General features: G+C 54.6%; 12 protein-coding genes. 5 read left to right on the forward strand and 7 right to left on the reverse strand.

Annotated elements, in window-relative coordinates:
- The first annotated feature begins 314 nt into the window (after positions 1 to 314).
- The 3 genes from DCC81_RS15470 to DCC81_RS15480 all read left to right on the forward strand — a co-directional run bounded on the left by DCC81_RS15470 (position 315) and on the right by DCC81_RS15480 (position 4,752).
- Positions 315 to 1,514, forward strand: a complete 1,200-nt coding sequence (locus DCC81_RS15470; RefSeq protein WP_108687506.1) for an ROK family transcriptional regulator — start codon at positions 315 to 317, stop codon at positions 1,512 to 1,514.
- A 575-nt stretch (positions 1,515 to 2,089) separates the two neighbouring features.
- Positions 2,090 to 3,403 carry an ethanolamine permease gene (eat, locus tag DCC81_RS15475; protein WP_108687507.1) on the forward strand — a complete coding sequence of 438 codons (1,314 nt, stop codon included), beginning with the start codon at positions 2,090 to 2,092 and terminating at the stop codon, positions 3,401 to 3,403.
- Positions 3,382 to 4,752, forward strand: a complete 1,371-nt coding sequence (locus DCC81_RS15480; RefSeq protein WP_108687508.1) for an ethanolamine ammonia-lyase subunit EutB — start codon at positions 3,382 to 3,384, stop codon at positions 4,750 to 4,752. The genes eat and DCC81_RS15480 overlap by 22 nt, the downstream gene beginning before the upstream one ends.
- Here DCC81_RS15480 and DCC81_RS15485 read toward each other — a convergent pair.
- The gene (locus DCC81_RS15485; RefSeq protein WP_108687509.1) at positions 4,735 to 5,937 is read right to left on the reverse strand and encodes an alpha/beta hydrolase-fold protein; all 1,203 of its coding nucleotides are present in this window, start codon (positions 5,935 to 5,937) and stop codon (positions 4,735 to 4,737) included. The genes DCC81_RS15480 and DCC81_RS15485 overlap by 18 nt on opposite strands.
- A gap of 96 nt (positions 5,938 to 6,033) precedes the next feature.
- On the opposite strand from DCC81_RS15485, the gene eutC reads away from it, so the two are divergent.
- Complete coding sequence (gene eutC / locus DCC81_RS15490; RefSeq protein WP_108687510.1) at positions 6,034 to 6,783, forward strand: ethanolamine ammonia-lyase subunit EutC; 750 nt, start codon at positions 6,034 to 6,036, stop codon at positions 6,781 to 6,783.
- Positions 6,784 to 6,851: 68 nt separating this feature from the next.
- Positions 6,852 to 7,352, forward strand: coding sequence for a DinB family protein (locus tag DCC81_RS15495; protein WP_108687511.1), 501 nt, complete (start codon positions 6,852 to 6,854; stop codon positions 7,350 to 7,352).
- A 131-nt stretch (positions 7,353 to 7,483) separates the two neighbouring features.
- On the opposite strand, the gene egtD is transcribed toward DCC81_RS15495, so the two are convergent.
- The 6 genes from egtD to DCC81_RS15525 all read right to left on the reverse strand — a co-directional run bounded on the left by egtD (position 7,484) and on the right by DCC81_RS15525 (position 14,140).
- Positions 7,484 to 8,479, reverse strand: coding sequence for an L-histidine N(alpha)-methyltransferase (gene egtD / locus DCC81_RS15500; RefSeq protein WP_240613002.1), 996 nt, complete (start codon positions 8,477 to 8,479; stop codon positions 7,484 to 7,486).
- Between the two features lie 36 nt (positions 8,480 to 8,515).
- Positions 8,516 to 9,667 carry an ergothioneine biosynthesis protein EgtB gene (egtB, locus tag DCC81_RS15505; protein WP_108687512.1) on the reverse strand — a complete coding sequence of 384 codons (1,152 nt, stop codon included), beginning with the start codon at positions 9,665 to 9,667 and terminating at the stop codon, positions 8,516 to 8,518.
- Between the two features lie 11 nt (positions 9,668 to 9,678).
- Positions 9,679 to 11,247 carry an ABC transporter permease/substrate-binding protein gene (locus DCC81_RS15510; protein ID WP_108687513.1) on the reverse strand — a complete coding sequence of 523 codons (1,569 nt, stop codon included), beginning with the start codon at positions 11,245 to 11,247 and terminating at the stop codon, positions 9,679 to 9,681.
- Between the two features lie 32 nt (positions 11,248 to 11,279).
- Entirely contained in the window at positions 11,280 to 12,230 is a 951-nt protein-coding gene (locus DCC81_RS15515; protein WP_108687514.1) for an ABC transporter ATP-binding protein, read from the reverse strand.
- A 147-nt stretch (positions 12,231 to 12,377) separates the two neighbouring features.
- Positions 12,378 to 13,757 (reverse strand): mercuric reductase, encoded by a 1,380-nt coding sequence (locus DCC81_RS15520; RefSeq protein WP_108687515.1) that lies wholly within the window; start codon positions 13,755 to 13,757, stop codon positions 12,378 to 12,380.
- Positions 13,758 to 13,858: 101 nt separating this feature from the next.
- Entirely contained in the window at positions 13,859 to 14,140 is a 282-nt protein-coding gene (locus DCC81_RS15525; protein WP_108687516.1) for a DUF427 domain-containing protein, read from the reverse strand.
- Between the last annotated feature and the right edge of the window lie 345 nt (positions 14,141 to 14,485).

Genomic DNA, 14,485 nt, shown 5'->3' on the forward strand with positions numbered 1-14,485 from the left:
AAAGCGTTTCAGGTATGGGTGTTATGTTTATAAGTATAACAGGAGGGGAGTGCTAATTGTTGGCGGAGTGGAAGAATTTTTTTGGGGTGATTCCCCAACCAGGCCCGGGAACAACGCCATAGGGCCTGGTCTGGGGAGGTAAGGAGATTATATTATTTTATAATATAAATTCCCAACCAAACCACTAACTTCCTTTCGGATAGGAGATGGGGAATATTTATTTTTAAAAAGTTGTGTTTACTTATTAAAATTCCCTAGCTTAGATTTAAATATTTGTTAAGAATCGAGCAGATATAACCGTTCCAGCATCAAAAATGAGTACCACTTTTATCCAACGCCCGGTGAACACCTTGCAGAAGCGCATCCTGAAGCAACTCTATTTTGAGAAGGCGCAGAGTTGTGCTACCCTGAGTGAGCACCTGGACAAGAGTATTCCCGTGGTAACCAAAGCGCTGGCGGAAATGGTGGAAGATGGGCTGGTAGTGGAACAGGGCTTTGCCGCCTCCCAGGGAGGCCGCCGCCCGCAGATGTATTCCCTGCCCCCGCGCAAGCTGTATACCGTGGCCGTGGCCATGGACCAGCTGACCACCCGCATTGCCATCATGGACCTGCTCAATGAGAACATCACGGGTACCAAACACCTGGTGATGGACCTGGAGAATAATGAAGATGCACTGCCTACTTTAATTAAGGAAGTGAACGACTTCATCACCGCCTCCGGCCTGCCCCGGGCACAAATGCTGGGCGTAGGCATTGGCATGCCGGGGTTTGTAAATACCCGCGAGGGCCGCAACCTCAGTTACCTGCACAGCGGTGACGAACCTTTGGAAAAATACCTGGAGCGCATGATAGGCCTCCCGGTACACATAGATAATGACTCCAGTGTGATAGCGCTCGCTGAACTGAAATTTGGCCTGGCCAAAAAGCACGCGCAGGTGATGGTGATCAACGTAAGCTGGGGCATAGGCCTGGGCATGATCGTGAACGGGCAACTGTTCCGCGGTCACAGCGGGTACGCCGGTGAGCTGAGTCATATCCCCATTGCAGACGACGGCGCATTGTGCGTATGTGGTAAAAGGGGCTGCCTGGAAACAGAAGCCTCGCTGCTGGTAGTGGCCCGCAAAGCTGCTGCCGCCATGGAAAAGGGCCACATTTCCAGCTTGCTGGGATGGCGCAAGGACAGCGGTAAGCTTATGGGCGATGCGGTGATAGAAGCTGCCAACAAAGGCGACCAGTTTGCCATTGAAGTATTATCAGAGATCGGTTATAAGATCGGGAAAGGCCTGGCCATTCTCATTCATATCATGAACCCTGAGCTGATAGTGCTCAGTGGCCGCGGTACCGGCGCGGGCAAGGTGTTGATGGCGCCCATACAACAGGCGCTTAATAAATACTGCATCCCCTCACTGGCAGCCTATACAGATATACAGATCTCCCAACTGGCCTACGATGCTGAATTGCTGGGCGCCGCAGCCCTGGTGATGGAGACTTTTGATGAAGCTGCAGGCAAGTGACCTGTTTCACAGATATAAAGGAGCAAAGATATAATTGAAGAAGAACGACTGTAATTCGACAGGATCTAAAACATTGCATCAACCAAAATTGCCTGGACAACAGGCGCACGTTTTCTTAAGACTAACAAATGCATTGCTGCACAGGCAGCAGCAGTTTCCGGTGTGTTTCTATTTTACTGACAATTAAAATTTTTATTGCCCGCACCCATGCGGTGGGGCCAGCCAAAATCCAGGATCTTTTTGCCGGCAGGCAAGTGTGTTTCTATTTACTTTTTATTACGTGTGTGCCGCAACGGCTCACGGTTCTAACCTTTTTTACTTTCAGCAAAAAGTATCAACGCAGTGGTATACGGGCGTCCATGTTCCATTACCCGCGGTTGTTTACCTTTCTTTTTAAAGCTGTTTTACATTTCAATAATCTGCACAGCCCGTCTTTTTTAAGGCGGGCTTTCTCTTTGGTGCGCCATATTAAATTATACGGTGAAGGTTTTATCCCATTTATTTTTCACTATCTTGTTTGCTAACCAACCCCGCGGGCGAAACTTTTTTCAACCAAATACACAAGCAACAAGATCATGTCTGCAAACACTTCGCTCAAAAAGGCCATCACGCCTTTAGAGCTCTGGGCTATTGCCGTAGGGCTGGTGATCTCCGGTGAATACTTCGGCTGGAACTATGGTTGGGGCGTCGCCGGCACCCTGGGCTTCCTGGTATCCGTACTGGTGATCACTGTATTGTACGGGACTTTTATTTTCAGCTTCACGGAGCTTACCACTGCTATTCCCCAGGCAGGCGGGCCGTTTACGTATGCGCGGGAGGCGCTGGGCCCGTGGGCCGCACTGGTGGCAGGTTACGCCACACTTGTGGAGTTCCTGCTGGCCACACCAGCTATTGCCGTGGCGCTGGGTACTTATGTACATTTCCTGCACCCGGCCATGCCGGTAACGGGTACGGCCATCCTGGTGTACCTGTTGCTCACCGGGGTAAACCTGCTGGGTATCAGGGAATCCGCAGGCTTTACGCTGGTAGTTACGCTGCTGGCCGTAGCGGAATTGCTGGTGTTCATGGCCATCGTGGGACCCTCCTTTAAAACTGCTAACTTTATGAAGGAAGCCCTGCCCATCCGTTGGGTAGGAGTATTTGCGGCGTTGCCGTTTGCCATGTGGCTGTATGTATGTATTGAAGGGGTGGCCACTGTGGCAGAAGAAGTGAAACGGCCGCACCGCACCATCCCCATTGGGTATATTTCAGGTATTCTTACGCTGGTGTTACTGGCGCTTGGCGTAATGGTACTGAGTGGTGGTGCTACAGACTGGCGGGGGCTTACCAATATCACCTACCCACTGCCGGAAACCATTGCCCGCGTGCTCGGCCGGGAAAGCCGTTTTACGGGTATATTTACAGGTATCGGGTTGTTTGGGCTGCTGGCTTCTTTCAATGGTATCATCATTAGCTACTCCAGGCAGCTTTTTGCGTTGGCCCGTGACCGTTACCTGCCATCTTTCCTCGCGCAGGTAAGTCCCAAACGGCAAACGCCCTACTGGGCCTTGCTTTGCGGGGCCGGCGCAGGCATACTCGCTATCTGCCTGGGTAACCCGGACCAACTGGTGGTGCTTTCTGTGCTGGGCGCCGTGACCATGTACGTGATCAGCATGATCAGCCTGTTCCGGCTGCGCAGCCGCCGTCCTGCCATGCAGCGGCCCTTCCGGGTGCCAGGTTACCCGTATACGCCTGCAATGGCACTGCTGCTGTCGCTGGTGGCGCTGGGAAGTATTGTGTATTACAACGTGCAGCTATCACTGCTGTTCCTGGCAGGGCTGGCCCTGGCCGTATTGTATTTTTATCTAACGGGAAAGTATAAACGCGTATGGCTTACAAGCATACCATAGGGTCACATACTTATACCTTTGATAGCCTGAAAACCTTGCTGGCCAGGGCTTCCCCGCACCGCTCGGGAGATGTGCTGGCAGGCGTGGCAGCATCCAGCTACGAGGAAAGGGTGGCCGCCCAGATGGCGCTGGCAGACCTGCCTTTGCAAACTTTCCTGGAGGAAGCCATCATTCCCTATGAGCAGGATGAGGTGACCCGCCTGATCATAGACACCCATGATGCCGGCGCCTTTGCCCCCGTGCGTCATTTTACCACCGGGCAGCTGCGCGACTGGTTGCTGAGCGATGCAGCGGATACCGCAGCCTTGCAGGCATTGGCCAAAGGCCTTACGCCGGAAATGGTAGCGGCGGTGTCTAAGCTCATGCGCAACCAGGACCTCATCAGCGTGGCACGCAAGTGTGAAGTGGTGACCCGCTTCCGTAACACCATTGGCGGGAAAGGCCGCATGGCAGTGCGTTTGCAACCCAATCATACCACGGACGATCCCAGGGCCATCATGGCCAGCACCCTGGATGGGTTGCTATATGGCTGCGGAGACGCGGTGATCGGCATTAACCCGGCTACAGACAGCCCGGCCATGACCATGCTGCTGCTGCAACTGCTGGACCAGTTGCGCCAGCAGTTTGATATACCCACCCAATCGTGTGTGCTGTGCCATGTGACCACCACGTTGCAGATCATCCACAAAGCCCCGGTAGACCTGGTGTTCCAATCCATTGGCGGCACGGAGGCTACCAACCGTAGTTTTGGGATCAACCTTGCACTGTTGCACGAAGCCTATGATGCGGGCCTTTCCCTGCACCGCGGTACGGTGGGCAATAACGTGATGTACTTTGAAACCGGCCAGGGGAGCGCCTTATCTGCCAATGCGCATGGCGGGGCAGACCAGCAAACCATTGAGGCGCGCGCCTATGCCGTGGCCCGCCATTTTAGTCCTTTACTGGTGAATACCGTGGTGGGTTTCATTGGCCCGGAATATTTATACGATGGAAAACAGATCACCCGCGCCGCACTGGAAGATCACTGCTGCGGCAAGCTGCTGGGGCTTCCCATGGGCGTAGATATTTGTTATACCAATCATGCCGCGGCAGACCAGGATGACATGGATAACCTCCTTACCCTGCTGGGCGTAGCGGGCTGCAATTTTATTATGGGCGTGCCGGGCGCGGATGATATTATGCTCAACTACCAGTCCACTTCCTTTCATGATGCACAATATGCAAGAAGCGTGTTGGGGCTGAAGCCGGCGCCTGAATTTGAAGCATGGCTGTTGCGGCAGGGCATTACGGATGAAGCCGGGAAACTCCTGCCAGTGGCGGGCTCCCATCAGTTACTGGGCGGCCTGTAATTTTTTGTTGATCTCGTCGGTGAACTTGAGGGAGAGTGCCTTTTTCCAATATGCTTTTGCATGTGCTTTGTCCTGCACGGCCATATAATAATCGCCCATGCCATCATACACGTTAAAGCTCTCGGGGTAGTAGTCGATGTTGAGCTGGAAGAACATTTTTGCACGCTCCGGCATACCCATTTGCAGGCAGGTATAAGCCATCTGGTTGATCAGCGGCTCTGATGGTTTTACCGGGTAGCCACGGTGTGCGGCCAGTTTGGTAAAATGGGTGGTCAGCATGGTCCGCAATGCATCGTTACTGAGCGTGGTGTCCTGGAAAAGCGGTACTGGTAGTTGATGCGGCCACGGGTTGTCACGGAAAATGAAGCGCAGGCCATCATACAGGGAAATGGTGGCGGAGGTGGAATGATTATCATCCGGGTAGTAGTGCCAGGCCCACTGGAGGCCGCTTTCCGGGTGTTGCTTTAAATAATCGCGGAAGGCAAGGATAGCGCGGAAGTGATAGGTGTACAAAGACGTATCCTTTTTTGCCTGTGCGGTGTCCATCCCTGCATACAGGGTGTTGGCCACGCCAAGGTAAAGGTCGTGCTGCTGTAAATGCAGGGCGGTGTCACGGAGCGTATGGAGCAGCCATTCGTTGCCGCAAAATACACTGGGCTCTGTGGCAATGTAGCCCTGGAAAGCTTGCGGTGCATGCACTAAGGCATTAAGCACGGTGAGGCCGCCCAGGGAATGCCCGGCCAGCACGCGGTAAGGCGCGGTAGCGTAGTGCTGGTCTATGTAAGGGATCAGCTCTTCCTGCATGAAGCGGAGGAAGGCTGCCCCGCCACCACTGTGCGGCAGGCGGGAATCGGGTACCGGCGCCAGGTCGCGGTTACGGTCGGTGTTGGTAATGCCCACCACGATCATCTCCGGGCAGGCTTTGTTATCATTGATGTAGCTGAGTTGTTGCAGCAGGGTGGTGACCACGGCAAAGTAGCCATCCCCATCCAGCAGGTAGAGCACCGGGTAGGCCGGTTTGGAGAAGTACGCCGTGTCATGTGGAGGCTCGTAAATGAGCAGGCGGCGGTCTTCCCCCAGGATGTTGGAGTGCAGGGTGTCCACGTGGCCAAAGCTCACTACCGGGCCTTTTTGCGCAAGCGCGCCTTGCGCCGCCAGCAGTAAAACAATAAGGACCTTTTTCATAACTACCCGATATTAGGGTAAATAACGGAGCGCCTGCGGCGAATGTGACGAACAGGAACTGGACGGGGCAAAACGTATCAAAAGCAATGTAAATTCATGGAAGACGCCTGGGTACATTTACAACAATTTACCAGCGCCCGCATCGCGCTGGGCCGCACGGGGACCAGCATTCCCCTGAAAGAAATGCTGGCCTTCCGCCTTGCCCACGCGCACGCCCGGGACGCGGTGTACTCCCTCCTGGAGGTAGATGCGCTGCAACAAGCCTGCAGCGAGGCTTTCCGCCTGCCGGTGCGGGTGCTGCACAGCCAGGCGGCAGACCGGGAGGTGTACCTGCAAAGGCCGGATAAAGGGAGACAACTGGATGCGGTGTCTGTGGCCGCTTTGCAGGACCTGCCCCCGGAAGACCTGGGAAAGAATATTGCCTTTGTGATCACGGACGGCCTGTCTGCCACGGCGGTAAACGTACATGCGTTACCGTTATTATCGCTGGTGCTGCCGGCACTGCTGGAAAGTGGCTATAGCTTGTCTCCCCTGCACCTGGTGCGGCAAGGGCGCGTGGCGGTGGGCGACGCTGTGGGAGCGTTATTGCAGGCCAGGCTGGTGGTGGTGCTGATAGGTGAAAGGCCGGGCCTCAGCAGCCCGGATAGCATGGGCGTATATCTCACCTTTGCGCCGCAGCCGGGGCTTACAGACGAAGCACGCAATTGTATTTCCAACATCCGCCCCGGGGGCTTATCCAGCGAAATGGCCGCCGCCCGCCTGGCGCACCTGGTCCGGAATGCGCTGCGGCAGGGTCTTTCAGGCGTGCACCTGAAAGATGATCTTATGGACGGGTTGCTTACCTGATTGCCCGCCGCCCATGCCACAGTGCTCAGGCCCCAAAATTGCAGCTTTACTCCAAATCCTGAAACTTTATGAGCAGCACCACTACAAACCAAGACCATCACCGCACCACCGTAAAAACGCTCGTGGACATGCTGGACGGGCGCCACGCCCATGCCACGCTGGATGACGCCGTAAAAGACCTGCCGGCCCACCTGCGCGGGGAAGTGCCCAACGACCTGCCCTACAGCCTGTGGCAGTTGCTGGAACATATCCGCATTACCCAATGGGACATACTTGAGTTCTCCAAAAATCCACAACATGTGTCCCCAGCCTGGCCGGAAGGCTACTGGCCCAGGGACCCGCAGCCACCGGACGCACATGCCTGGAACAATACGCTTAAAGCCATCAAAAGTGACCTGGCAGCTTTCATTGCACTGCTGGAAGCTAAAGGTGCAGACCTGTACACGCCTTTCCCCCATGGCGATGGGCAAAACCTGCTGCGGGAAGCGATCCTCATCATTGACCATACCAGCTATCACGTGGGTGAAATGATCGTGCTGAGAAGATTACTGGGTGCATGGAAAAGCTGACTTGCTGAATGTTTCGATAATAAAGAAAACCTTGCTGCCGTAACAGGAGCAAGGTTTTTTTATGCAAATGCAATTGCCGGTTGGCTGTCTTGCTGCCGTAACAGGAGCAAGATCTTTTATGTGCTTTAGCGTTACACTTTCCAGATACAATCCACAAACCATTTCTTCGGATCGTAAAACCGGGTGACGGGTGTGAAGCCGCTCTCCATGGCCAGTTGGTCTATATCCTCCTGGCTGTATTTTAAGGAGATCTCCATGTCAATGCACTCATCCTGCTTAAAGCGGAATACCTGCTCGCCGATATGTACCCGCTGTGCCTCCAGGCTTACCAGGAAGCTTTTGCAGGCGCCGCTGATGGGGTCGTAGCTGGCGTAATGCGCAAAGGCATCCACATTGAAATTGGCGCCCAGTTCCCGGTTGATGCGGGTAAGCAGGTTGAGGTTAAAGGCGCGGGTAATGCCTTCTTTATCATTATACGCATTGAGGATGATGGCAGGATGTTTTTTCAGGTCAAAACCGATCATCAGCAGGTCGCCGGGCTTTAACAGGCGGCGCAGCGCGGTGCAGAAGTGACCGGCTTCCGCGCGCGTAAAGTTGCCGATGTTTGCGCCCATGAAGAGCACCACCTTGGGCCGGCGGCTGCGCGCATTGGCCTCCTGCAGCATATCAAAATACTCTCCCTGTAATCCCTGCAAGCGCAGTCCCGGCAGGCGCTGCGGCAGCTCCCGTTCCAGGGTGCTGATCACATTGGCAGAAATATCGATCGGGAAATACGTATAGTCGTTATCGTTATACAGCAGTTGCTGCAGCAGGTAAGTGGATTTGGTGGCGTCGCCGGCGCCCAGTTCTACCAGGTCAAAGCCCTCCGGCAGTTGCTCCTGGATCACCGTGGCAATGGCAGATTGTTGCTGGGAGAGGATATCCAGTTCACATTGCGTGGGATAATACTCTTTGCAGGACATGAGCTGCTGGAACAGGCGGTCGCCAATGCTGTCGTAAAAATATTTTGAGTCCAGTTTTTTCTGAGGGGCGCCCAGGCCCCGGATCACATCGTGGTAAAAGCTGGTATCGTGGCGGGTGGCGCCGGGTACCAGGTAGTGGGTCATTACAGGTTTGATGGTGAACATACGCACAATTTTAAAAGTTCTGTACTGGATGCCATGCTATTTTGCGAGCCGTATGCCGGTGAATTGCCAGCGCAGCGGCGTTTGAAAAAAGTTGCGGTAAGTGATACGGCTATGTCCCGGCGGTGTTACTTCCGATGCGCCGCGCAGCACCATCTGGTTTACCATGAACTTGCCATTGTACTCGCCAATGGCGCCCGGTGCCTTGGTAAAGCCGGGGTAGGGCAGGTAGGCACTTTCCGTCCACTCCCAGCGCCGGCCCCACTGCAACTGTGGCGCAGCGGCCTCCCACTCTGCTTCGGTAGGCAGGCGCATGCCTTTCCACGCGGCAAAAGCGTAGGCTTCATAGTAACTCACGTGGCACACCGGCTGGTCCGGTGGCAGGGGCTCCAGGCCATGCCAGCTATAATGCATCCACTGCCCGTCTACCTGGTGCCAGTACAGGGGGCTGCGCACGTGGTGCGTCTTTACCCAGTCCCAGCCCTCCGCATGCCAGTAGCGGAAATCCGTGTAGCCACCGGCTTCCATGAATGCCAGGTATTCTGCATTGCTTACCAGCGTGGTATTAATGTAATATTCCTGCAGGTACACCTTGTGGCGGTTCAGCTCATTGTCAAAGCAGAAGCCATTGCCCGCAAAACCAATTTCGTATACGCCTTCCGGCATGTGGATGCTGGTCAGGGTGGGCGCTGCCTCCGGTGCAGGTGCATAAGGCGCATGCCCGTAGCCTGGCAGCAACGGGTTGTGGCCCAGGATGTATTTTATATCGGTGCAGAGGAGTTCCTGGTGCTGCTCTTCATGGTTGAGGCCCAGGATAAAAAGATCATGCAGGGGTTCCGGGAGCCCTTGCTCCAGGAAGGCCTCCATGGCGGTGTCCACATGATCGCGGTAGCGCATCACGTCTTCCACGCCAGGGCGGCTCAGGTTCCCGCGGTCTGTGCGTACCACGCGGGCGCCCACGGTTTCATAATAACTGTTGAATACAAAATTGTAATCCGGGTCAAACTCCGTATAGCCTTTTACGTTAGGTTTAAGGAGAAAGGTCTCAAAGAACCAGGTGGTGTGCCCCAGGTGCCATTTGGGAGGGCTTACATCCACTACCGGTTGTACTACATAATCTTCCGTTTTCAGGGGCCGGCAGATCTGCATGGATCTTTCGCGCACGGTCCTGTATTGTGTTGTCAGGTGCATATACCAGGTGGTTAGTGATATGCCAGATAATGCTGCAGATCCGTGATGGAGCGGATGTGCAGTGCCTGCGCCTGTGCGCGCCGCATCATTAAAGCATACGTGTTATTAAATCCTATCGGTGAGAGCCATTTTACATGATACTGTTGCATAAAGCGGTTGCTTACATAATCATATACTTTTTGTGGACTGGTAATGATACTGTCTGTTGTATGCTTAGGCGCCTGCAGCAGTACCAGCAGGCCCGTGCCGGTGTATTCCGGGTACAGGTCTATTTGCTTGTTCATCAGCGCGTCAAAACAGATCTTGGTGCCGCCCAGGCCTGTTTTGGTCACCACTTTCAAATGGGTGTAGCCTGGTATAAGCAGTGCATACATGTGGGCCAGCAGGTAGCCATCGCCAAACATTTTTGCACCCACGGTGATGGTGCCTTCGCTGCCATCGCCGGGAGGCTGGAGCAGGTGATGGGCCGCCAGGAACTGGCGCGCCACTGTTTCCGGTGCTTCTTTCAGGTAATCCACCCGGTAATTGAGCGCCCCCATGATGCTATCATTAATGATGCCGGATAATTTCTCCAGCGCGGGTGCCAGGTCCGGGTGCGCGTCCAGGGTGGTTTGCAGGGCAATAGGGGCTGCGTAATAAGGTGGAAAGATATGCCGGTCATCTTCCAGGATGGCCAGGTCGTAAGCCTTTACCCGCCCGTCTGTAGTGCTGCCGCTGATCACGTCCACCTTCTTGTCGTAAGCGGCTTTGTACATGATCATGTCATTGATCACCACCGTGCGGATGTTGAGGTGGTACACTTCCTGCAGGCCCATATTGCCATCGTGGCGGCCCATGAACTCGGCTGTGAAGCCGGCCAGCAGCTTGCCTTTAAAGCTAATGGGCAATAAGTAAAAAGAAGACAATACCACAAATGCCACCGGCAGCAGGTATAACGCAGCGCGGAAGTGGCGACCCTGCAGGTGTTGCAGGCGGCTTAGCCCCCAGTCAAACAAGATAGCCAGCAGGGCAGCGGGTACGGCACCGGCCAGCATCATGCCTACGTTATTGAGCGCTATGCCGCCGAAAATAAATTCACCCAGGCCACCGGCGCCAATGTAGGCCGCCAGGGTGGCTACGCCCACGTTGATCACCGTAGCGGTGCGGATGCCGGCCAGGATCACGGGCATGGCCAGGGGGACCTGCACTTTCCACAGCACCTGCCGGTTGCTCATGCCCATGCCACGGGCCGCCTCCAGGATGGTGGCATCCACGCCGGTAATGCCGGTGTAGGTATTGCGCACCACGGGCAGCAGGGCATAGAGGAAAAGTGCCACGATGGCGGGTTTAGCCCCAATACCCAGGAGCGGTATCATAAAGCCCAGCAGGGCAATGCTGGGAATGGTCTGTAAAATGCCGGCTACGCCCAGCACCGCCCCGGCCAGCGCTTTGCGGCGGGTAATGAGTATACCCAGTGCGCCACCCACCAGCACAGCCAGGCACACGGAAATAAAGGTGAGCCCGATGTGTACCAGGGTTTGCTCCAGTAGCTTGCCGGATTGTTGCTGTACAAAGTGAAAAAAGCCGGTGGTGTCAGGCATGGTCGTCGTTGTGATGGGAAGGCCCGGAATGATCAGGCTTCCTTGTACTGTTTTATAGCGTTGATCAAACCGGCGCTGTCCACGCTTTTGCGGGCACCGCCTTCCTCGATGTTTAATGTGGTGCCGCTGTGGGCGTTCAGGAATTCCAGTGCGTCCCAGCTGCTTTGTTGCGCGTGCATCACGGGCGCAGCGGTATCCGGCGCAGCGGCAGGAAGGTAAGGCCAGAGCGTTTTGAGATCGATGGTCTTCCATTCCAGGGAAAGCCGCTGTGCTGCAAAGAAGCGTTGTACAAAGTCATTGGCAGGACGGAGCAATAGTTCCGCGGGCCTGCCCAGCTGCTGGATGCGGCCTTCGTGCAGCAGGCAGATACGGTGGCCCAGGGCAAAGGCTTCCTCTACATCATGCGTTACCAGTACGATGGTTTTGTCCCGGATCTCATCAAGGCTCATCAGCTCTTTGCGCACATGATAACGGGTGACGGGGTCCAGGGCTCCAAAGGGCTCATCCATCAGCAGGATAGGCGGTTGTGCGGCCAGGGCGCGCGCCAGGCCTACCCGCTGTTGCTGGCCCCCGCTGAGTTGTGCAGGATAGAGGGCTGCATGTTCCGCAGGTGATAAATGTATTTTTTCCAGCAGGCTATGTACCCGCTGCTGTATGCGGTGTTTATCCCACCCCAGCAGGCCGGGTACCAGGCCTATATTTTCCGCCACGGTGTAGTGGGGGAAGAGGCCATGGTGCTGCAATACATAACCCATTTGCCGGCGCAGCAGCTCCGGCGCCATACTTTCAATATCCTGGTCCTTTACGGTGATGCGGCCACTATCCACTGGCAATAACCTGTTGATGGTGCGCAGCAGCGTGGTTTTACCACTGCCGCTGGTGCCCAGCAGCACCAGGACCTCCCCGGGTGCCACCGTGAAGGAAATGTCATCCAGGACGGTCCTGGCGCCAAACTTTTTTGAAACGTTGGATAATGTTATCATGACAGCGGAGACGCGCCAGGGGCAGCGTCGGATAAAAGAAAAAAGTTACGATAAAAAACGCGCACGTGGCATTAAAAGATGCTAACAAAAAGCACACATTCTGTTGAGAAAATTACGCAGATTGCCGGGCCACGGCACACTATCTTTTTAATGATCTGTAATGCCCTGGAAAAGGTTGTTGAGAGATTCAGAAAATAAGGGATGCGCGAACATCATTTCCCGCAGTTGCGGCGCGTTGATATGCCCGGCCATGGCCATTTGCAGCACGGTCATTACTTCGCCTCCACTGGCTCCCAGGACACTGGCACCCAGGATCTCCAGGGTGTCTGCATGCACAATGGCTTTCATAATGCCTTTTGTTTCACCCGTTTCTATACCGCGTGCGGAGTGGCTCATGGGCAGGGTGGCCACTTTGATGGGGATATTTTGTTTACGGGCATCCTGCTCTGTGAGGCCTACGCGCCCCAGTTCCGGGTCGGTGAACATGCAGTAGAGCAGGGGCCTGTCTTTGACAGACTGCTGCTTGCCATTGAATAAATTATTGAGCAGGATAATGTAATCATTGTAAGACACGTGTGTAAAAGCAGGTCCTGGTTTTACATCGCCCAGTGCATAAATACCGGGAACGTTTGTTTCCAGGGCATCATTCACCGGGATGTAGCCATGCTCGTCCAGTGCCAGGCCGGTAAGCTGCGGCTGCAGCGGTTTTGCCTGGGGGGTGCGGCCGGTGGCCAACAGCAGGTGGGAGGCTTCCAGCACCGTGCCGTTGTGCAGGGTGATGCTGAGTTTTTCCGGGGCGGATTGCGATACCTGCGTTACTTGTGTGTCCAGGAGGATGGTGATGCCTTCTTCCGTGAGGATGCCCTGTACGGCATTGGCAATGTCTTCATCCTCCTTTGCCAGGAAGCGTTTGCCATGTTCCAGGATGGTTACTTCACTGCCCAGGCGGCGAAAGAGTTGCCCCATTTCCAGGGCAATATAGGAAGCCCCGATAACCACCAGGTGAGCCGGTATCTTATCCACATCGAGGATGGAGGTAGAGTCGCACCAGTTGATGGTATCAAGGCCGGGAATGCCTGGTACCATTGGCTTTGCGCCGGTGTTAATGAATATTTTTTCCGCGGTGATCGTGTCCTTACTGCCATCGGTCAATGTTATTTCCAGCACTTTGGGACCGGTGAAAACGGCATTGCCGCATATCAGCTCCAGGCCTTCCGTGTTGGTAAGCCCTTTTTCCGTACCTGCCCTGAAAGAGGCCACCACCTTATTTTTGCGGGCTTTAATGCGTTCCAGGTCTACTGAAAAGCTGCGCACATCCACGCCATGATCGTAACTATGTTTTACTACATACGCCACACGGGCATCTGCGATCATGGTTTTGGTGGGCGTGCAGCCATCGTTCACACAAGTGCCGCCGGGCCAGCGTTTTTCAACGATGGCGGTGCGCAGGCCGTGTTTGGCCAGCTGTTTGGCAAGGGGGCTGCCACCCTGCCCGGATCCGATAACGATGGCGTCGAATGTTCTCATGGAAAGATCAGTTTAGCTACCAGCCGCAAAGTAACAAGCCAGGCTGCAGGATGCAGTACAAAGGCCGTGGTTGTACAATGCGGGGACGGTTATATACAAAGCTATTCGTGTACCACCACCCCTTTCCAGAAAGCTATATAGTCCTTGATCTGGTGGGCGGCGTCTTTGGGTGCAGGGTAATACCATGCAGCATCCTTGTTGGTCTGCCCGTTCACCTGCAGGGTGTAGTAAGATGCATCGCCTTTCCAGGGGCAGTGCGTGTGGGTGGAGGAGCCCTGAAGGTATTGCTGCTGCACGCTTTCCGGTGGGAAGTAATGATTGTTCTCGATCACGATGGTCTTATCGCTTTCAGCAATGACGGTATTGTTCCAGATAGCTTTCATACACAGCAGTTTGGGAGGGTGAGATAATGGGTGCTCAAATACTATACCGCCAACTTCGTATAGTAGTTGCCGTTATATAGCCACTTGAAAAATTCAGGTGCGGTTACTGATGTTATTTTAACATTTTGCCTGTTTATTTTGTTAAAAATAATATATCGCTTGCTAAGTACATTTCTTGCACCTAATTTTCGCCGATAATACCGACCAACCATTCAATTGTTATGAGCAAAAACACAGTCGCGGCTGTACCCTCCCGGGCGCCGCAGGTTTCCTGTATGCTGTAGTATTTGAGCGTGTGAAAATGCCCCCCGTGCGGATCTTTTGTCTTCCCGTACCGGATGGGCC

The organism is Chitinophaga parva (assembly GCF_003071345.1).
In the GTDB taxonomy this organism is placed as follows: domain Bacteria; phylum Bacteroidota; class Bacteroidia; order Chitinophagales; family Chitinophagaceae; genus Chitinophaga; species Chitinophaga parva.